Raw genomic sequence first — 18,101 nt, 5'->3', positions numbered from 1 at the left:
AGAATCCGGGGGATTATTTGTGTTGAGATAGCGGTTTTGAAGCTGCGGGAAAGGGAGAAGGAGGAGAAGATTGAGATGGTGAGGGATATGATCGCCATGCTTTCCGATGTGAATCTGTTTTCAACGGTCATGCGCCTTGGGCTGGCTCTTCTTCTGGGGGGAGTTTTAGGCATTGAACGCGGGAGAAGGAGACGTCCTGCCGGTCTGCGCACATACATGATCGTGTGTATGGCCAGTGCATTGGTGATGCTTACCGGCCAGTTTCTGTTTGAAACATTTCATACAGGAGATCCTTCCCGACTGGGAGCCCAGGTCATAAGCGGCATCGGTTTTCTCGGCGCTGGAACCATCATTATCACTTCCAAACAGGTGAAGGGACTTACAACGGCTGCCGGTCTGTGGGCTTCTGCCTGTCTGGGGCTGGCAGTGGGAGCCGGTTTTTATGCCGGAGCTATCACATGCGGAATTTTTTTGCTTTTAGTATTTTCGTGTATGTCAAAGCTGGATACCCGTCTTCGCAAAAATGCAAAGCAAATCAGTTTTTTTGCAGAATTTAAGTCCATGAAAGCTCTGGGAGAATTTATCCATATGATGAGGGATAAAAATTACAAGATTTATGATGTAGAGATCAATCGGAGCAAGGATACAGTGGGAGATCTGGTGGGAGCTGTATTCTGGGTGGATTTAAATGCTCCTGCCGATCATGTTCAGGTCATTGCAGATTTTTCCAGTTTTCAGGAGGTCAGGTATGTTGAAGAACTGGAGGTATTGTAGAGCCGGGCTTTAAGCTGTTGTTTTTCTAAAAAGGAGATGAAACGTTTCATATGTATGGCGTTCATCTCCTTTTTTGATACAGCGGATAAGCGGCCTAACAAAATATGAAATAAAAATGGCGGAGTGCTTATCGTAACACTCCGTCGAAAGTCTCGCCGGGTTGCGCATGAAAAATCAGAGGCGTGGTGGGTTCTGTTGCTATCATTATACAACGTTTATTGCGGCTGTCAAGATTCATTTTCTTTTTGAGTTTCCGCAAACTGTAACTGTAATTAATTGTAACTTAATTGTTTCAAACATTCTGTTAAAATCTTTCTAATATGAGGAATTCAATGAAACAGGGGCATTGCAAAACGGAAAGCTTCCATAGGAACTTCGTTTTACAATGCCCTTCTCTTTGTTTTATAAAATATTTAGTTACTATTCTTCTCTGCCTTCATCTCAGCCATCTTCATTGCACGAACCTTCAATGGCAGGCCGAACAGGGTGATAAATCCGTCTGCATCATGGTGGTCATAGAGGTCGCCGGTGGTGAAGGAAGCCAGGGACTCGCTGTATAAGGAGTAAGGAGAGGTGGTTCCGGCCTTGATGATGTTGCCCTTGTAGAGCTTGAACTTAACCTCGCCGGTTACATATTCCTGAGTGGACTCTACGAATGCCTGAACAGCCTCGCGCAGAGGAGTAAACCATTTTCCTTCATATACGATCTGAGCCATACGGTTGCTCATGTCCTTCTTTACATCCATAGTAGCGCGGTCCAGAACCAGCTCCTCTAACTGCTTGTGAGCCTCCATCAGGATGGTTCCACCGGGAGTCTCATAAACGCCTCTGGACTTCATTCCTACTACACGGTTTTCTACAATATCTACAATACCGATACCATGCTTTCCGCCCAGCTCATTTAACTTGCGGATCACATCGGAAACCTTCATCTGTACGCCGTTTACGCTGGTGGGAACGCCCTTTTCAAAGGTCATGGTTACATATTCGCCTTGATCGGGAGCTTCCTCAGGAGTAACGCCAAGTACCAGCATATTTGCAAAGTTTGGCTCTAAGGAAGGATCTTCAAGCTCCAGTCCCTCATGACTGATGTGCCAGATATTGCAGTCGCGGCTGTAGCTGTGGCTGTGATCGAAGGGAAGATCGATGCCGTGCTGCTTGCAGTATTCAATCTCATCCTCACGGGACTGCATTTTCCATACATCGGTCATACGCCAGGGAGCGATGATCTTGATGTCGGGAGCCAGAGCCTTGATGGATAATTCAAAACGGATCTGGTCATTTCCCTTGCCGGTAGCACCGTGGCAGATGGCAACTGCACCTTCCTTGCGGGCGATGTCAACCAGGCGTTTTGCGATGGCAGGACGGGCCATAGAGGTACCTAACAGGTATTTATTCTCATAAACAGCATCTGCCTTTACGCAGGGCATAATGTAGTTATCACAGAAATCATCTACCAGGTCTTCAATATATAATTTGGAAGCGCCGGAAAGCTTTGCTCTCTCTTCCAGACCTTCCAACTCTTTGCCCTGTCCGCAGTCGATGCAGCAGCAGATTACGTCATATCCAAAATTTTCCTTTAACCACGGAATAACAGCAGTGGTGTCCAGACCGCCGGAATAAGCTAAAACAACTTTTTCTTTCATCGTTATATCCTCCAAAAATCATATTCAACAATCTTTCATAAATATACACCACAATTCGGGAAAATGCAAGTATAAAATAAAAAAATAAAAAAATGTTGCATATTATGCATCTTGGATGTATAATTATGAAATCAAAACTCCAGAGGAAGAGATTCAGGGAAAAAGAACGGCTCATTTTCCCTCAAAAAATCTCAATTAGCGGGATGTTTAAATATGAATGGTTTCTTATATAAAGGAGAGTATGAATGATGATTAAGGCAGGAATTATCGGATCCACAGGATATGCAGGAGGAGAGCTGGCAAGGCTTTTGCTTCAGAGAGAAGATGTGGAGATCAAATGGTACGGTTCCAGAAGCTACATTGACCAGAAATATGCATCTGTTTATCAGAATATGTTTAAACTGGTGGATGCAGAGTGTATGGATGACAATATGAAGGAACTGGCAGAGCAGGTGGATGTGGTATTTACCGCTACTCCCCAGGGCTTATGCTCCACTCTGGTAAATGAGGATGTTCTTTCCAAAGTAAAGATCATTGACCTCAGCGCAGATTTCCGTATTAAGGATGTGGAAATTTATAAACAGTGGTATAAGCTGGAGCATGGTTCACCGGAATATATTAAGGAAGCTGTTTACGGACTGCCGGAGATTAACCGGGACAAGATTAAGGATGCAAGGCTGATTGCCAATCCGGGCTGCTTTCCTACCTGTTCCTTTTTATCCACATATCCTTTAGTGAAAGAAGGAATCATTGATCCCAATACACTGATCATTGACGCCAAGTCCGGCACCTCAGGGGCAGGAAGAGGCGCAAAGGTAGACAGCCTGTACTGTGAGGTAAATGAAAATATCAAGGCATACGGGGTAGGCGTCCACCGCCATACGCCTGAGATTGAGGAGCAGCTGTCCTATGCGGCAGGAAAACCCGTTACTATCAGTTTCACCCCGCACCTGGTTCCCATGAACCGGGGCATTCTGGTAACAGCCTACGCATCTCTTGCAAAAGATGTAACGGAAGAAGAGATCAGAGCCGCCTATGAGAAATATTATAAGAATGAATATTTTGTCCGCCTCTTAGAACCGGGAGTGGTTCCCCAGACAAGATGGGTTGAGGGAAGCAATTTTGCAGACGTAAACTTCAAGCTTGATCCCAGAACTAAGAGGGTCGTGATGATGGGAGCCATTGACAATATGGTAAAGGGCGCAGCCGGACAGGCAGTCCAGAATATGAACCTGATGTTTGGCCTTCCGGAAAACACAGGCTTAAAGCAGGTGCCGTTATTCCCGTGATACAGGGGCTGAAAGCCGTTTGACACATCATTTTTCAAAAGAGACAGGAGGGAGCAGTACCAATGTCAGGAACAATGGAGATTCTGATCCGTGAAATGACCATAGAGGATTATGAAGCGGTATATCATCTGTGGACAGAGATCCGGGGCTTTGGAATCCGGAGTATAGATGATTCAAAAGAGGGAGTGGAGCGATTTCTGAAACGCAATCCCACCACCAGCGTAGTGGCAGTTCAGAATGGACGGATTGTGGGAAATATTCTCTGCGGCCATGACGGGCGCACGGGCTGCTTCTATCATGTCTGTGTAGATCCGGATTACCGCAAGCACGGGATTGGTTACCGGATGGTAAGAGCCGCCATTCACGCCCTGCAGAAAGAGGGTGTCAGCAAGATCAGCCTCATTGCCTTTAAGAGCAATGAGATTGGAAATGCCTTCTGGCAGGGCATTGGCTGGACGGAACGGGAAGATATCAACAGCTATGAATTTATATTGAATGAGGAAAATATCACACGGTTTGTAAAATAGGAGGAAATGTATTATGTATGAAGTGATTCAGGGCGGCGTTACAGCCGCAAAGGGATTTATGGCAGCATTTACGGCAGCAGGAATTAAATATAAGAACCGTCCCGATATGGCTATGATCTACAGCCAGGTTCCCTGTGAGTCCGCAGGAACCTTTACCACCAATCTTGTAAAGGCGGCTCCTGTCAAATGGGATAAGGCCCAGGTGACAAGCGGCGCGAAAGCCCAGGCAGTGATCGTAAATGCAGGAATCGCCAATGCCTGTACGGGAAAAGAGGGAATGGACTACTGCGCTCAGACTGCCAAGGCTGCAGCAGAAGCATTAAATATTAAGGAAGACAGCGTCCTTGTGGCCTCCACCGGAGTGATCGGAATGCAGCTCCCCATGGAACGCATTGAAGCAGGGATCCGGGCCATGGCCCCTGAATTGGGGGATAGCTTAGAGAGCGGAACTGAGGCTTCAAAGGCTATTATGACAACGGATACGAAGAATAAGGAAGTGGCTGTCAAAGTAGTTCTTGGGGGCGTACCTGTTACCATCGGCGGCATGTGTAAGGGATCCGGCATGATCCACCCCAATATGTGCACCATGTTAAGCTTTGTCACAACAGACGCAGCCATTTCCAAGGAACTTCTGCAGGAGGCATTAAGCGAGGATATCAAGGATACCTACAACATGATTTCCGTAGACGGGGACACTTCTACCAATGATACGGTGCTTCTTCTGGCAAACGGCCTTGCAGGAAATCCTGAGATCACAGAGAAAAATGAGGATTACAAAGCCTTCTGCGAGGCATTAAATTATATCAATGAAACACTTGCAAAGAAGATGGCAGGAGACGGAGAAGGCTGTACGGCTCTTTTTGAGGTAAAGATCAAGGGAGCGCAGACAAAGGAGCAGGCAAAGATTCTGGCAAAATCCGTGATCACTTCCAGCCTTACAAAGGCGGCGATTTTCGGTCATGACGCCAACTGGGGCCGCATCCTCTGCGCCATGGGCTATTCCGGCGCAGAGTTTGATCCGGAGCAGGTGGATCTGTATTTTGAGAGCGCCGCAGGCAGCATGCAGATCATAAAGGATGGCGTGGCTGTAGACTACAGTGAGGAGCAGGCTACAAAGATCCTTTCCGAGCCGGAGGTTACAGCCATTGCGGATATTAAGATGGGAACCGAGGAGGCGGCATCCTGGGGCTGTGACCTGACCTTTGATTATGTAAAGATCAACGCAGACTACCGGTCATAAAATGGCGGCAGAAAACAGGGAATACAGAATATGAATTCAGGGAGGAAATGAGAAATGAATCTGGAACCAATGCAGAAGGCGGCTGTTTTAATTGAGGCCCTTCCATATATTCAGCGTTTTAACCGCAAAATTGTAGTGGTAAAATACGGCGGCAGCGCCATGGTAGATGAAGAGTTAAAGAAAAAGGTCATTCAGGACGTAGTTCTTTTAAAACTGGTAGGCTTTAAGCCCATAATTGTCCACGGCGGAGGAAAGGAAATCAGCCGCTGGGTCGGAAAGGTAGGCATGGAACCCTATTTTATCAACGGCCTGCGCGTTACCGACGAGCCTACCATGGAGATTGCGGAAATGGTATTAAATAAGGTAAATAAGAGCCTGGTACAGCTGGTAAATGAGCTTGGCATCAAGGCAGTGGGAATCAGCGGAAAAGACGGCATGATGTTAAAATGCCATAAAAAGCTTTCCGGCGGTCAGGATATCGGCTATGTGGGAGAAATCGATTCCGTAGATCCGGAAATTATCCATGACCTTTTGGAAAAGGATTTCCTGCCAATTATCTGCCCCATTGGCTATGATGAGCACTTCCAGAGCTACAATATCAATGCAGATGATGCAGCCTGCGCCATCGCAAGGGCGGTTCAGGCGGAAAAGCTGGCCTTTCTTACAGATGTAGAAGGCGTATATAAAGATTTTGAAGATAAGGATTCCCTGATTTCTGAAATGGAAGTGGATGAGGCACAGGCCTTTGTAGACAGCGGAAGCCTGGGAGGCGGTATGCTTCCAAAGCTTCAAAACTGCATTGACGCCATTAAAAACGGCGTTTCCAGAGTTCATATTCTGGATGGACGGATTCCACACTGCCTGCTGCTTGAAATCTTTACAGATAAGGGTATCGGAACTGCCATCTATAATTCAAAAGAGGATGAGAGGTATTACCATGGCTGATGAAAAAATGATCAATCGGGCTGAACAGGTTCTGTATAAAACATACAATCGCTTCCCGGTGGTGTTTGACCACGGAAAAGGAGTAACTCTCTGGGACAGCGAGGGGCAGGAATATCTGGACTTCGGCGCAGGAATTGCGGTTATGGGTCTGGGATACGCAGATGAGGAATACACCCAGGCGGTAAAGGCCCAGCTGGATAAATTGACCCATATTTCCAACCTGTTTTACAATGAACCTTCAATCACAGCAGGAGAGAAGCTGTTAAAAGTCTCCGGCATGGACAAGGTGTTTTTTACCAACAGCGGCACCGAGGCGGTTGAAGGAGCGTTAAAGATCGCAAAGAGATATCATTATAATAAGCTTCATGAAACAATGGGGGACGGCTTTGACGGCTGCGAGGAAAAGGAAATCGACATGACAGGAGAGATCATTGCCATGAACCATTCCTTTCACGGCCGCAGCCTGGGCGCTTTGTCCGTAACGGGAAATGCCCACTATCAGGCGCCCTTTGCTCCGCTGATCCCGGGAATCCGTTTTGCGGATTTTAACGATCTGGACAGTGTGAAATCACAGATTACAGACAAGACCTGCGCCATTATCATGGAAACCATCCAGGGAGAGGGAGGAATTTACCCGGCAGAGGAAGCCTTTTTAAAGGGCGTCCGGGCGCTGTGCGATGAGCACGATATCCTGCTGATCCTGGATGAGATCCAGTGCGGAATGGGACGCACCGGAGAGATGTTCGCCTGGCAGCATTACGGCGTAAAGCCGGATGTGATGACCGTGGCAAAGGCCCTTGGAAACGGCGTTCCCATCGGAGCCTTCCTGGCCTGCGGAAAGGCAGCCACAGCTATGGTTCCGGGAGACCACGGCACCACCTACGGCGGAAATCCCCTGGTGACAGCGGCAGCGGGAGCAGTTCTTGATATTTTTGAAAAGAGACAGATCACAGACCATGTCAAAGAGGTGGGAGCTTACCTTTATGAAAAACTGGAGGAGCTTACCAAAAAATACGATATCATCTGCGGCCACAGAGGTCGGGGATTGATCCAGGGGCTGGAGTTTACCGTTCCTGCAGGCCCTATTGTATCAAAAGCTCTTTTAGAGGAGAAGCTGGTTTTGATCAGTGCAGGCAGCCATATTATCCGGTTTGTGCCGCCGCTTATTATTCAGAAGTTGGATGTGGATGAAATGGCGGCGCGGATGGAACGGGTGCTGAAAAATTTATAAGGTGTGTAAAAGATTCGTATATAAGCGAAAAGACAGAGTTGTATAAAAATAGGGGGATAAATCAATCATCAATGCCAGATGATTGATTTATCCCCCTGATTGCTAAAGATTGAAAATATCCGCATGTGTTCCTGTGTCCACCAGAGTGAGGGTCAGGATGTCATTTTCGATAAGATAAACTAAAAGCCAATCTGGTTTAATATGACATTCACGGAAGCCTTTTAACTAGCCGCTTAATTCGTGATCATGATATTTTGGTTCCAGTTGTTTACCCTGACGAAGTGTGTCAACAACATAATCCAAAAAGGCAAGATCCAGTCCCCTTTTTTTCATGAGTTTGTAGCTTTTTTTGTAAGCGGTTGTGAATTTTACTGTGTACATTTATTCTTCAAGTGTCCTTCGCAGTTCATACATACTATTATATCCCTTGACGTCAGGATCACGGGAGATGCGTTTGGCTTCATCCATGGCATCAAGTGTGCGCTGATTGTAATGGGGCATTTCAATATTAAATGGAAGTCCGCCTCTAAGCACACATTGATGAAGAAACAAATTTACTGCACCAGACATATCGAGTCCAAGGGTATTAAACAAATCAGTGGCCTGTTTTTTGATGTCTGCATCAATTCTGATCTGGGTAGGTGCTGTTGCCATATAATCACCGCCTTTCAGGTATATTATACGTAATTTGGTTTACAATGTCAATCAAATAGATGGTAAAATCACTTTTTCCTTGATTTTTTAGCATTTTTAAGGCTCTTTTTTGAGGCTTTTTTAGCCTTGGAGCCTTTTTTTGTTTTTACCGGTTTGTCGGAGCGGCCAACGGACAGAAAATCAGAATCCTGAAGCTCTGGAGTGGTATCTGTGATCGGAGGTACAGTGTCCGGGGCGGGAGATTGAGGGCTGGAAGCTGGCGGATCAGACGGTATCTGTTCATCTGCCCTATATTCCACGATATCCTCAATACGGCAGTCTAAAAGGCGGCAGAGTGTTTCAAGTGTGTGAGTAGAAACGTGCATATTTTTTTTCAGGCGTCCGATCTGTCCGGCGCTGAAGCCATGAAATTTGATTAGTTTATACTGGGTCATACCGCGGTTTGTCATGGTATCCCATAAACGGTCATATCGAATCATTGACCATTCCTCCTAAATAATATATTATCAGTAAACGGATTATATCATAAGATGGATATGGATACAAGAGGGACTGAAAAAATAACGAATGACAAACCTACAGCACAATGATATAATTTACTGAGCATCGTATAGTATGAGGAGATTGTATGCTGGCTTACAGGATAGCGGCAGTCTGCGGAGCTGCCCTGGGGGCTGCTCTGGCAGCCCGTTCAAAATATGAGAGAAAATCGCTGTCTGTGGAGGAAACAGAGGTGTTTTCGGATCGTCTTACCAGAGACTGGATCTTTGTATTTCTTTCCGATCTCCATGAAAATGAATTTGGGCCGGAAAATGAACAGCTGATAGCAGCCATTGACCGCATAAAGCCGGATGGGATTTTAATTGGAGGCGATCTGATCGTCACGAAAAAGGGACAGGCAAGAACAAGAGTATCGGAGACCCTTCTGGCCGCGCTGGCTTCCCGTTATCCCATATACTGCGGAAACGGCAATCACGAAAGCCGCATGAGATGGCGGAAGGAAGAATACAAAGATGGCTATGAACAATACAGAGCATATCTTAAGAAGCTGGGAATCTGTCTTTTAGAAGATCAGTCTGTACTGGTCGGAGACGAGATACGGGTTTCCGGGCTGGAACTGGATCCCTGTTTTTATAAAAAGGCATATTCCAAAAAACTGGCATTGATGGATCAAGCTTATATAGAGAAAAAGCTGGGGCCTGCCAGCAGGGATCATTTTCAGATCCTTCTGGCCCATTCGCCGCTCTTTTTTGAGGCATACAGGAAGTGGGGAGCCGATTTGACGCTGTCCGGCCATTTTCATGGAGGCACCATACGGCTTCCGGTTTTGGGAGGCGTGATGACGCCCCAGTATCAGTTTTTTCTGCCGGAATGTGCCGGAACCCATGAAAAGGGCGGGAAATATATGGCGGTGAGCAGAGGCCTTGGAACTCATTCCATCAATATCCGGTTAAATAACCGGCCTCAGCTTTTAGTCGTCCGGTTAAAGAGGAAAATAACGTAATTATGGAAACAATTACCTATAAACTGGAGCATTTTGAAGGCCCTCTGGATCTTCTGCTCCATCTGATCGAAAAGAACAAGATTGATATCTATGATATTCCCATTGTGGAAATTACGGCTCAATATCTGGCCTATGTGCGCCGGATGGAACGGGAAGACTTAAATATAGTCAGCGACTTTCTTGTCATGGCTGCAACCCTTCTGGATATCAAGGCCAGGATGCTTCTTCCGAAGGAAGTAAATGAGGAAGGGGAGGAAATAGACCCCAGGGCAGAGCTTGTGAGCCGTCTGCTGGAATACAAGCGTTATAAACTTTTGGCAGAAGAACTGGCAGAGCGGGAGGAGGGAGCGCTGATGCATTTTTATAAGGCGTCTACCCTTCCGCCTGAGGTTGCAAAATACCAGCCGCCGGTAGATCTGGATGAGCTTTTGGATGGAATGACGCTTGCAAAGCTGAAACGGATTTTTGAGCAGGTGATGAAACGCCAGGAAAATAAGGTGGATCCTATCCGCAGTAAATTTGGAACGATCCGGAGAGAGCCGGTAAGTCTTGAAACAAAGATAGGTTCTGTACTGGCTTATGCGAGAAAAAAACGGCGTTTCAGTTTTCGCCAGCTTTTAGAGCGCCAGTCCGATAAGCTGGAGATCGTAGTAACCTTTCTGGCAGTGCTGGAGCTGATGAAAATTGGAAAGATCCATCTGACCCAGGAGGAAACCTTTGGAGATATGGATATTGAAGCTCTGGAACCGGAGGGCATGGATGAAGAGCCGGATCTTGCAGAACTGAGTGATTTTGAGGAATAGGAAATGGAAAACAGCAGTATCAATGTAAATTTTGAGCCTGTGGAAAATGAAAAGGATCAGGAGGCCGTTATTGAGGCAGTGCTTTTTACCATAGGCGGGGCCGTGGAGCTGCGCCAGCTGGCAGCGGCCATTGGACAGGATAAGGAAACGGCCAAAAGGGCGGTAGAGCGGCTGGCAAAGCGTTACCGGGAAGAAACAAGGGGAATGGAGATTAAACAGTTAGAGGACAGCTATCAGATGTGTACCCGCTCTGAATATTATGAAAACCTCATCCGCGTGGCGGCAGCGCCTAAAAAGCAGGTGTTGTCCGATGTGGTTCTGGAAACACTGTCTATTATTGCTTACCGGCAGCCGGTGACAAAGATGGAGATTGAGAAGATCCGCGGGGTAAAGTCGGATCATGCGGTAAACCGTCTGGTGGAGTATGATCTGGTCTATGAGGCGGGCCGTCTGGATGCACCGGGCCGTCCCGCCCTGTTTGCCACTACAGAGGAATTTATGCGCCGGTTCGGTGTGGATTCTCTGGGAGAGCTTCCGGATGTGGATCCGGAACAGGAGGCTCTCATCCGGGCAGAGGTAGAGGAGGAGCTGCAGCTGAGCGTGGAGGAGCTTCAGAAAGATATGGAGGAATAGCCGGAGAAAAGAATCAGGTGCCGGAAACTGATGCCGCAGTCCGTCACCTCAGGGGACAAATGGGAATATGCTAGGGTAACCCGTTTGAAGAGGAGCGGTTTTGTGTTTCAGAGTTTTATTCTGGTGCTGGCGCTGTGTGCCGACACCTTTGGGGCAGGTCTTGCCTATGGGACAAATCGAATACGGGTCGGTTTTGGAAAGGTGCTGTTTTTAAATGGAATCTGCAGCGTCTGTCTGGGACTGGCTATGACAGCAGGCTTTTTTGCCGCAGAGAGGCTTTCGGGGATCAATCTTCGCACTCTCTGCGGAGGAAGCCTTATTTTTATGGGATTGTTTCGTCTCACGGACTTTTCTCTGCGAAGATGGATCCGGATGCATTGGGAGAATGGACGCAGTTTCTGCTTTTCTCGTTCCGGTATTCATGTGCTTATACGGATCTGGAGTGATCCCATGGAAGCAGATGCAGATGGCTCTCACAGTCTGGAATGGAAGGAAACATTTATTTTAAGCCTTGCAATGTCCTTAGACAGTCTGGCTGCCGGAGCTGCAGCAGCCCTTTCAGAGGGAAGAATTGCTCTTACAGTGCTTTTGTCTCTTTTGGTGGGAACTGCGGTCACAGAAGCCGGGCTTATGGCCGGCCGCTTTGCCGCTGAGAAAGGGCAGAGAGACCTGGGATGGCTCAGCGGTCTGCTTTTGATAGCGGTGGGGATTGGGAAGCTGTAGGGGGGCGGAAGCTCTTGGTAAAAATGTACACATAAAAAAACTTGCAACCCCTTTGATTGTATGATACATTACTCTGGTAAAGTGAAGAAGTGTATTTACAATGCAAAGGGAGGACAGGAAGATGCTGCAATTTTTGAATACTGCGTTAAAGGCCATTGATGATCTTGTATGGGGAGTTCCGCTGATTGTGCTGATTTTGGCAACAGGGATTTATCTGACGGTACGTCTGAAGGGGATGCAGATCCGAAAACTTCCCGCTGCTCTGCGCTACATGGTTCAGAATGAAGAAGAGGGAAGCGGAGAGGTTACCAGCTTTGGAGCTCTTTGTACTGCCATGTCAGCAACGATCGGAACGGGAAATATTGTAGGTGTAGCGACCGCCATTGTGGCTGGTGGACCGGGCGCTTTATTCTGGATGTGGATTGCCGCTTTATTTGGAATGGCAACCAAATATGCAGAGGGTGTTCTGGCAATCTGCTATCGAAGTGTAGACAAAGAAACCGGTCATGTTTTGGGAGGTCCCTTTTACTATATCGAAAACGGAATGGGAAAGAAATGGAGATGGCTGGGAAAAATATTTGCTTTTTTTGGCGCCGGTGTCGGTCTTCTGGGAATCGGAACCTTTACTCAGGTTAATGGCATTACTTCTGCAGTAGGAGATTTTTTTGATAGTCAGAAAGCCTGTACAGTGGCGCTGTTTGGAAGAGAGTATACGGTGGCCGTGCTGATCGCCGGACTGATTTTGACAATTTGTGTTGCACTGGTGGTTTTGGGTGGATTGGAGCGTATTGCTACTGTTTCCCAGATTATCGTGCCGTTTATGGCTGTCTTTTATGTGGCTGCATGCATTACGATTTTATGTGTAAATGCACAAAGGGTTCCTATGGCATTTAAGATGATACTGGAAAGCGCCTTTGGGCTTCGGCCGGCAGCAGGAGGCGCTTTGGGAAGCATTCTTCTTGCAATGCAGAAGGGAATCGCAAGAGGCATTTTTTCAAATGAGGCAGGATTGGGAAGCGCTCCCATTGCTGCTGCAGCAGCCCGTACCAGAGAACCGGTTCGTCAGGGACTGGTTTCGATGACGGGAACCTTTATAGATACGATTATAATCTGTACCATGACAGGTCTTTCAATTGTGCTGACCGGAGCCTATGAGACAGGTCTGGAGGGGGTTGCAGTAACCACTTATGCCTTTAATCACGGGCTTCCTCTGCCCGCCTGGGCCAGTTCCTTTCTTCTGATGGCGTGCCTGATTTTCTTTGCATTTACAACTATTATAGGATGGAATTATTATGGGGAACGCTGTCTGGAGTATTTGTCAGGAGGAAGCAGACGTGCAGTAATGACGTATCGTTTCTTATATATCCTTGCTATTTTTATCGGGCCGTTTATGACGGTTGAGGCGGTCTGGACGATTGCCGATATCTTTAATGCGCTGATGGCAATTCCCAATCTGATTGCGGTACTTGCCCTCAGCGGAGTTGTTGCAGCAGAAACGGGAGATTACTGGAAACGAATGAAAAAATAAGATAGAAGTCTGATTTTAATACGCCTATTGACGGAGCCTTGTATCCATGGTAAGATAGCATCACCAATTAAGACACAATACATAGTGTGCTGACAAAAAAGATAAAACACAATATATAGTATATAATGTAATCGTTCTATTGAGAGGTGACGTATGGATCTAACCAGAGTAAAGGTAGTAAAAAAAGACGGAACAAAAGAGGATTTTAACGTTCAGAAGGTGATTTCCGCCATCAGCAAGTCCGCTGAGAGGGCCATGATCACATTTTCAAAGGCAGAACTGAATTTTATCTGCGAATTTGTAGAAGAGAAGGTTCAGGAGCTGGATCAGGAGCTGATCCCAATTCCCCAGATGCACAATATTGTAGAAGGCGCTCTTGAAAAGGTAAATCCTCTGGTGGCAAAGAGCTATCGGGATTACAGAAACTATAAGCAGGATTTTGTCCGGATGCTGGATGATGTGTATAAGAAGAGCCAGTCTATTATGTACATCGGTGATAAGGAGAACAGCAATACGGACAGCGCCCTGGTATCTACGAAGCGCAGCCTGATTTTTAATGAATTAAATAAATCCCTGTATCAGAAGTTTTTTATGACCGTGGAGGAGCTTCAGGCCTGCCGAGAGGGGTATATTTACATCCATGATATGTCTGCCAGACGCGACACCATGAACTGCTGTCTGTTTGATGTAAAGGCGGTTCTGACCGGGGGCTTTGAGATGGGAAATCTCTGGTATAACGAGCCGAAAACGTTGGATGTGGCCTTTGATGTGATCGGGGATATTGTCTTAAGTGCGGCCAGCCAGCAGTACGGAGGTTTTACGGTTCCCAGCGTGGAGGAGATCCTGGCGCCCTATGCGGAAAAGTCTTATGAAAAGTACATTGAAAAATATCTGGATCTGGGTCTTGCAGCGGACAAGGCCAAAGAGGTGGCCTGGAAGGATGTACAGAGGGATATGGAGCAGGGCTTTCAGGGATGGGAGTACAAGTTTAACTCCGTTTCTTCCAGCCGGGGAGATTACCCCTTTATCACCATGACAGCAGGCACGGGAACGAGCCGTTTTGCCAAGATGGCGACTATGACCATGCTCAATGTGCGCAAGGGCGGACAGGGAAAGAAGGATCATAAAAAGCCTGTGCTTTTCCCGAAGATCGTATTCCTTTATGATGAGGCTCTTCACGGGCCGGGAGGCGAGCTGGAGGATGTGTTTGAGGCAGGGATCGACTGCTCCAGCAAGACCATGTATCCCGACTGGCTGTCCCTGACGGGAAAGGGGTATATCGCCAGTATGTATAAGCGCTATGGCAAAATCATTTCCCCTATGGGCTGCCGTGCCTTTTTATCCCCCTGGTATGAGCGGGGCGGAATGTATCCGGCAGATGATAAGGACTCTCCCGTATTTGTGGGACGGTTTAATATCGGCGTAGTCAGCCTTCACCTTCCTATGATCCTTGCAAAGGCAAGACAGGAGAGCCGGGATTTCTACGAGGTGCTGGACTACTATCTGGAGCTGATCCGCAAGATCCATATCCGCACCTACGCTTACCTGGGCGAGCTGAAGGCATCTACCAATCCGCTGGCCTACTGTGAAGGCGGTTTTTACGGCGGTCATCTGGGTCTGCATGATAAGATCAAGCCCCTTCTTAAAACTGCCACAGCATCCTTTGGCATCACAGCCTTTAATGAGCTTCAGCAGCTGTATAACAAAAAGTCTCTGGTAGAAGATGGACAGTTTGCGCTGGAGGTTCTGGAGCATATCAATAAAAAGATTGAGGAATTTAAGGAAGAGGATGGCAATCTGTATGCCATTTATGCGACTCCGGCGGAAAATCTCTGCGGCCTTCAGGTAAAGCAGTTCCGTGAAAAGTACGGCATCATTGAAAATGTGTCGGACAGGGAGTATGTGAGCAACGGCTTCCATTGTCATGTGACAGAGGACATTACGCCGATTGAAAAGCAGGATCTGGAGTACCGTTTCTGGGAACTGAGCAACGGAGGAAAGATCCAGTATGTGAAATACCCCATCAGCTACAATAAAGAAGCCATCCGTACTCTGGTGCGCCGGGCGATGAAGATGGGCTTTTATGAGGGAGTAAATCTGTCGCTGGCTTACTGTGACGACTGCGGCCATGAGGAACTGGAGATGGATGTGTGTCCTGTCTGCGGCAGCCGCAACCTGACAAAGATTGACCGTATGAACGGTTACCTGAGTTATTCGAGAGTAAAGGGAGATACCCGTTTGAATGAAGCCAAGATGGCTGAAATAGCAGAGAGAAAGAGCATGTAAGAGAAATGAGCAAAAAGGCCGTCGGTATCTGATGCGTTCATCAGACCGGCGGCCTTTTATGGCTCAGACTGGGATTTAGCCAGTAACCCTTCTATATATCCTTCTGCCTTTTTCTTATCTCCCGGACTTAACCGGTCAAACAGTTCCAGAAAGGCCTTTTGCTGCTCTGTGATTGTAGCGGCGGAGCCGTCCGTACTGTAAAACTGGGAAATGGTAATGCCCATGGCCTCGCAGATATGGCGTATGGTGGGGACACTGGGGATGGAAGTGCGGCGGAAAAGATTTCCTATGCTGTTTGGGGAAACGTCCATTTCCTTTGCAAGGCGGTAATGGCTCCAGCCTCTGATGCGGCAGAGTTCTTCAATACGTTCCAGCTCAAAACTCATTGTAGTCATATCAGAAGAGACATCCTTAGAGGATCATCTGCTTCTGCCTCCTGTTGTGCTGTCATTTTCGTGCTTTGTATTATTGTATCCCACAGTTATAAAAAACATCAGGCTGAAATAGAGTGCATGATTTATGCACGAAATAGTGTACAAATGAATAAAAATTACCTTATGCGCAGAAATATACAGTTAGAATCTGCGGATGAAAGGATCTTTAAGCGCTTCTTCTTTGGGAGAGTCGGGGCGGTAGCCAAGGAGGCTGTTTGGGTCTGTTTCAAAGAATTCACACAGGCCTTTCAGTTCAATGTCAGTCACCAGACGTTTGCCGAGCTCGATCCGCAGAATGGTCAGCTTGGAAAAATTGTAGCCATTGACCTGCAGTCTGGCGGCCAGTTCATCCTGAGTCAGCTTTCGAGCCATCCGCAGCTGGCGGATCCGGCTGCCAATGATATTTTTCTGCTCACTGGTGGTTATCTTTCGCATAAAAACTCCTGAATTAATGGTGTACACAAGGCACACCTGTAAAATAATGGTTATGTACTAACTGATTGTAATGAAGAAAATCGAAAAAAAGGTTCCAATAATGAAATTTGGGAAAATAAATTTTGTGGAATAGGGGTCGCCCCCTCCTCCGTCCGTTTCCCAGGGCTCCGGTTTCCGGCTGTAAGTAAATCTAAGAGGCTGAAATTTTTCTAAAAACAAACGGCATATCAAAAACTCGCTGCGCTCAGACAGGCTTGATATGCCGTTTAACGAAAAATTTGATCCTCTAAGATTTACTAACAGCCTTCAAAGTCGCCCTGGGAAACGGATGGAGGAGGGGGCTTGGGATACTGTGAGGAAGGAAGTATGCACTTCCATGAATTTCCATGAGGGAAAATCAGGTGGAAAAAAAAGCGGGTTTATGTTAGACTGGTAGGTAGTACAAAAGAAAGGCTGGCGTATATGAAAAAGTTTATTGAAGAGTTTAAGGCATTTGCACTGAAGGGCAATATGGTCGATCTGGCAGTTGGTATGATTATCGGCAGTGCGTTTACCAGTATTGTTAATTCGCTGGTGAATGATATTTTTATGCCTGTGCTGAGTATTTTTACGGGAAAAATCGATTTTTCCAATATGTTTATTGCTCTGGATGGGAATAAATATCCTACCTTGGAGGCGGCTAAAGAAGTGACGGCTACCATTAACTATGGTTCTTTTATTACTCAGACCATCAATTTTCTGTTAATGGCTCTGGTGGTATTTCTGGCAGTAAAGGCCATCAGTCGTCTGGAAAAAATAGGAAAACAGCCGGAAGCGCCTAAAGCTCCTACGGAGAAAAAATGCCCCTACTGCAGCACCATGATCCCGTTGAGTGCTGTGCGGTGCCCTCACTGCACCTCTAATCTGGATGAACAGGAAAAATAAAGCAGGAGAATAAATAAGATGCGGTATCACAATATTACAAAGGATGATATGCTGAACGGAGAAGGGCTGCGGACTGTGCTGTGGGTGGCAGGATGCAGCCATAACTGTCCCGGCTGCCACAATCCCGTGACCTGGGATGTGAGGGGCGGACTGCCGTTTGATGAGGCGGCAAAAGAGGAGCTGTTTGCTGAACTGGAGAAGGATTATATTTCAGGTGTGACCTTCAGCGGAGGAGATCCCCTTCATCCGGCCAACAGAGAGGACATAGCCCGTCTGGCAGAGGAGATCCGCGGGCGTTATCCCAATAAGACCATATGGCTGTATACAGGCTATGACTGGGAGCAGATCTGTGAATTTGCGCTGCTTAAAAATATAGATGTAGTGGTGGATGGAGAATTCATAGAAGCATATAAGGACGTCAGCCTTCACTGGAAGGGAAGCTCCAATCAGAGAGTGATCGATGTGCAGAGATCCCTTCTTATGGGGGAAGCGGTTCTGTATGAGGAGCCGGACACATGAGGCAGA

Annotated in this window: 19 protein-coding genes and 1 pseudogene; 14 read left to right on the top strand and 6 right to left on the bottom strand. The window is 47.0% G+C overall.

What is annotated here, in order from left to right; all coding sequences use genetic code 11:
- Nucleotides 1-36: 36 nt before the first annotated feature.
- A complete protein-coding gene (locus ACZM6M_RS12375; protein WP_242962920.1) occupies nt 37-774 on the top strand; it encodes an MgtC/SapB family protein in 738 nt (245 codons plus the stop codon).
- A 413-nt stretch (nt 775-1,187) separates the two neighbouring features.
- Here the strand turns inward: ACZM6M_RS12375 and ACZM6M_RS12370 are convergent, their stop codons facing one another.
- Entirely contained in the window at nt 1,188-2,420 is a 1,233-nt protein-coding gene (locus ACZM6M_RS12370) for an argininosuccinate synthase (RefSeq protein WP_066543591.1), read from the bottom strand.
- Nucleotides 2,421-2,668: 248 nt separating this feature from the next.
- Between ACZM6M_RS12370 and argC the strand changes: the two genes are divergently transcribed.
- The 5 genes from argC to ACZM6M_RS12345 all read left to right on the top strand — a co-directional run bounded on the left by argC (nt 2,669) and on the right by ACZM6M_RS12345 (nt 7,652).
- Nucleotides 2,669-3,709 carry an N-acetyl-gamma-glutamyl-phosphate reductase gene (argC, locus tag ACZM6M_RS12365; protein WP_337433238.1) on the top strand — a complete coding sequence of 347 codons (1,041 nt, stop codon included), beginning with the start codon at nt 2,669-2,671 and terminating at the stop codon, nt 3,707-3,709.
- A gap of 62 nt (nt 3,710-3,771) precedes the next feature.
- Complete coding sequence (locus ACZM6M_RS12360) at nt 3,772-4,236, top strand: GNAT family N-acetyltransferase (RefSeq protein WP_317437725.1); 465 nt, start codon at nt 3,772-3,774, stop codon at nt 4,234-4,236.
- A 13-nt stretch (nt 4,237-4,249) separates the two neighbouring features.
- Nucleotides 4,250-5,476, top strand: a complete 1,227-nt coding sequence (gene argJ / locus ACZM6M_RS12355; protein ID WP_489490452.1) for a bifunctional glutamate N-acetyltransferase/amino-acid acetyltransferase ArgJ — start codon at nt 4,250-4,252, stop codon at nt 5,474-5,476.
- A gap of 54 nt (nt 5,477-5,530) precedes the next feature.
- Complete coding sequence (gene argB, locus ACZM6M_RS12350; RefSeq protein WP_340276671.1) at nt 5,531-6,421, top strand: acetylglutamate kinase; 891 nt, start codon at nt 5,531-5,533, stop codon at nt 6,419-6,421.
- A complete protein-coding gene (locus tag ACZM6M_RS12345; RefSeq protein WP_417301564.1) occupies nt 6,414-7,652 on the top strand; it encodes an aspartate aminotransferase family protein in 1,239 nt (412 codons plus the stop codon). Before argB ends, ACZM6M_RS12345 begins: the two co-directional genes overlap by 8 nt.
- A 102-nt stretch (nt 7,653-7,754) precedes the next feature.
- On the opposite strand, the pseudogene ACZM6M_RS12340 reads toward ACZM6M_RS12345, so the two are convergent.
- From ACZM6M_RS12340 to ACZM6M_RS12330, 3 genes and pseudogenes are all read right to left on the bottom strand, one after another.
- Nucleotides 7,755-8,033 (bottom strand): annotated as a pseudogene (locus ACZM6M_RS12340) (type II toxin-antitoxin system YafQ family toxin).
- Nucleotides 8,034-8,306, bottom strand: a complete 273-nt coding sequence (locus tag ACZM6M_RS12335; protein WP_066543598.1) for a type II toxin-antitoxin system RelB/DinJ family antitoxin — start codon at nt 8,304-8,306, stop codon at nt 8,034-8,036.
- Between the two features lie 68 nt (nt 8,307-8,374).
- Complete coding sequence (locus ACZM6M_RS12330) at nt 8,375-8,785, bottom strand: helix-turn-helix domain-containing protein (protein ID WP_317437718.1); 411 nt, start codon at nt 8,783-8,785, stop codon at nt 8,375-8,377.
- Between the two features lie 149 nt (nt 8,786-8,934).
- Here ACZM6M_RS12330 and ACZM6M_RS12325 point away from each other — a divergent pair, with 149 nt between their 5' ends.
- The 6 genes from ACZM6M_RS12325 to nrdD all read left to right on the top strand — a co-directional run bounded on the left by ACZM6M_RS12325 (nt 8,935) and on the right by nrdD (nt 15,783).
- Entirely contained in the window at nt 8,935-9,810 is an 876-nt protein-coding gene (locus tag ACZM6M_RS12325) for a metallophosphoesterase (protein ID WP_418926514.1), read from the top strand.
- A gap of 2 nt (nt 9,811-9,812) precedes the next feature.
- A complete protein-coding gene (locus tag ACZM6M_RS12320; RefSeq protein WP_418926515.1) occupies nt 9,813-10,613 on the top strand; it encodes a segregation and condensation protein A in 801 nt (266 codons plus the stop codon).
- A 3-nt stretch (nt 10,614-10,616) separates the two neighbouring features.
- Complete coding sequence (gene scpB, locus ACZM6M_RS12315) at nt 10,617-11,246, top strand: SMC-Scp complex subunit ScpB (protein ID WP_066543603.1); 630 nt, start codon at nt 10,617-10,619, stop codon at nt 11,244-11,246.
- A 102-nt stretch (nt 11,247-11,348) separates the two neighbouring features.
- Nucleotides 11,349-11,969, top strand: a complete 621-nt coding sequence (locus ACZM6M_RS12310) for a manganese efflux pump (RefSeq protein ID WP_337932465.1) — start codon at nt 11,349-11,351, stop codon at nt 11,967-11,969.
- Between the two features lie 121 nt (nt 11,970-12,090).
- Complete coding sequence (locus tag ACZM6M_RS12305; protein WP_337433221.1) at nt 12,091-13,497, top strand: alanine/glycine:cation symporter family protein; 1,407 nt, start codon at nt 12,091-12,093, stop codon at nt 13,495-13,497.
- 153 nt (nt 13,498-13,650) lie between these two features.
- A complete protein-coding gene (nrdD, locus tag ACZM6M_RS12300) occupies nt 13,651-15,783 on the top strand; it encodes an anaerobic ribonucleoside-triphosphate reductase (protein ID WP_066543607.1) in 2,133 nt (710 codons plus the stop codon).
- A gap of 56 nt (nt 15,784-15,839) precedes the next feature.
- Here the strand turns inward: nrdD and ACZM6M_RS12295 are convergent, their stop codons facing one another.
- Both ACZM6M_RS12295 and ACZM6M_RS12290 read right to left on the bottom strand, forming a co-directional pair.
- Nucleotides 15,840-16,178 carry a helix-turn-helix transcriptional regulator gene (locus ACZM6M_RS12295; RefSeq protein WP_331623664.1) on the bottom strand — a complete coding sequence of 113 codons (339 nt, stop codon included), beginning with the start codon at nt 16,176-16,178 and terminating at the stop codon, nt 15,840-15,842.
- Between the two features lie 180 nt (nt 16,179-16,358).
- The gene (locus ACZM6M_RS12290; RefSeq protein WP_296037354.1) at nt 16,359-16,652 is read right to left on the bottom strand and encodes a helix-turn-helix domain-containing protein; all 294 of its coding nucleotides are present in this window, start codon (nt 16,650-16,652) and stop codon (nt 16,359-16,361) included.
- A 462-nt stretch (nt 16,653-17,114) separates the two neighbouring features.
- Between ACZM6M_RS12290 and mscL the strand changes: the two genes are divergently transcribed.
- On the top strand, nt 17,115-17,576 hold the full coding sequence (gene mscL, locus ACZM6M_RS12285) for a large conductance mechanosensitive channel protein MscL (protein WP_066543613.1): 462 nt from the start codon (nt 17,115-17,117) through the stop codon (nt 17,574-17,576).
- 18 nt (nt 17,577-17,594) lie between these two features.
- Nucleotides 17,595-18,095 carry an anaerobic ribonucleoside-triphosphate reductase activating protein gene (gene nrdG / locus ACZM6M_RS12280; RefSeq protein ID WP_337433220.1) on the top strand — a complete coding sequence of 167 codons (501 nt, stop codon included), beginning with the start codon at nt 17,595-17,597 and terminating at the stop codon, nt 18,093-18,095.
- The last annotated feature ends 6 nt before the right edge of the window (nt 18,096-18,101 follow it).

The sequence above is a fragment of the Enterocloster sp. genome (assembly GCF_057861365.1).
The sequence above is the reverse complement of the archived record's forward strand: the minus strand, read 5'-3'. Positions and strand labels throughout refer to the sequence as shown.

Bases quoted from the DNA above. Each gene is read 5' to 3' on its own strand.
- mscL (WP_066543613.1), top strand. From the start codon at position 17,115: ATGAAAAAGTTTATTGAAGAGTTTAAGGCATTTGCACTGAAGGGCAAT.
- ACZM6M_RS12345 (WP_417301564.1), top strand. From the start codon at position 6,414: ATGGCTGATGAAAAAATGATCAATCGGGCTGAACAGGTTCTGTATAAA.
- ACZM6M_RS12290 (WP_296037354.1), bottom strand. From the start codon at position 16,652: ATGCGAAAGATAACCACCAGTGAGCAGAAAAATATCATTGGCAGCCGG.
- ACZM6M_RS12305 (WP_337433221.1), top strand. From the start codon at position 12,091: ATGCTGCAATTTTTGAATACTGCGTTAAAGGCCATTGATGATCTTGTA.
- argB (WP_340276671.1), top strand. From the start codon at position 5,531: ATGAATCTGGAACCAATGCAGAAGGCGGCTGTTTTAATTGAGGCCCTT.
- ACZM6M_RS12360 (WP_317437725.1), top strand. From the start codon at position 3,772: ATGTCAGGAACAATGGAGATTCTGATCCGTGAAATGACCATAGAGGAT.
- ACZM6M_RS12370 (WP_066543591.1), bottom strand. From the start codon at position 2,420: ATGAAAGAAAAAGTTGTTTTAGCTTATTCCGGCGGTCTGGACACCACT.
- nrdD (WP_066543607.1), top strand. From the start codon at position 13,651: ATGGATCTAACCAGAGTAAAGGTAGTAAAAAAAGACGGAACAAAAGAG.
- nrdG (WP_337433220.1), top strand. From the start codon at position 17,595: ATGCGGTATCACAATATTACAAAGGATGATATGCTGAACGGAGAAGGG.
- scpB (WP_066543603.1), top strand. From the start codon at position 10,617: ATGGAAAACAGCAGTATCAATGTAAATTTTGAGCCTGTGGAAAATGAA.
- ACZM6M_RS12295 (WP_331623664.1), bottom strand. From the start codon at position 16,178: ATGACTACAATGAGTTTTGAGCTGGAACGTATTGAAGAACTCTGCCGC.
- ACZM6M_RS12335 (WP_066543598.1), bottom strand. From the start codon at position 8,306: ATGGCAACAGCACCTACCCAGATCAGAATTGATGCAGACATCAAAAAA.
- ACZM6M_RS12330 (WP_317437718.1), bottom strand. From the start codon at position 8,785: ATGATTCGATATGACCGTTTATGGGATACCATGACAAACCGCGGTATG.
- ACZM6M_RS12320 (WP_418926515.1), top strand. From the start codon at position 9,813: ATGGAAACAATTACCTATAAACTGGAGCATTTTGAAGGCCCTCTGGAT.
- argJ (WP_489490452.1), top strand. From the start codon at position 4,250: ATGTATGAAGTGATTCAGGGCGGCGTTACAGCCGCAAAGGGATTTATG.
- argC (WP_337433238.1), top strand. From the start codon at position 2,669: ATGATTAAGGCAGGAATTATCGGATCCACAGGATATGCAGGAGGAGAG.
- ACZM6M_RS12325 (WP_418926514.1), top strand. From the start codon at position 8,935: ATGCTGGCTTACAGGATAGCGGCAGTCTGCGGAGCTGCCCTGGGGGCT.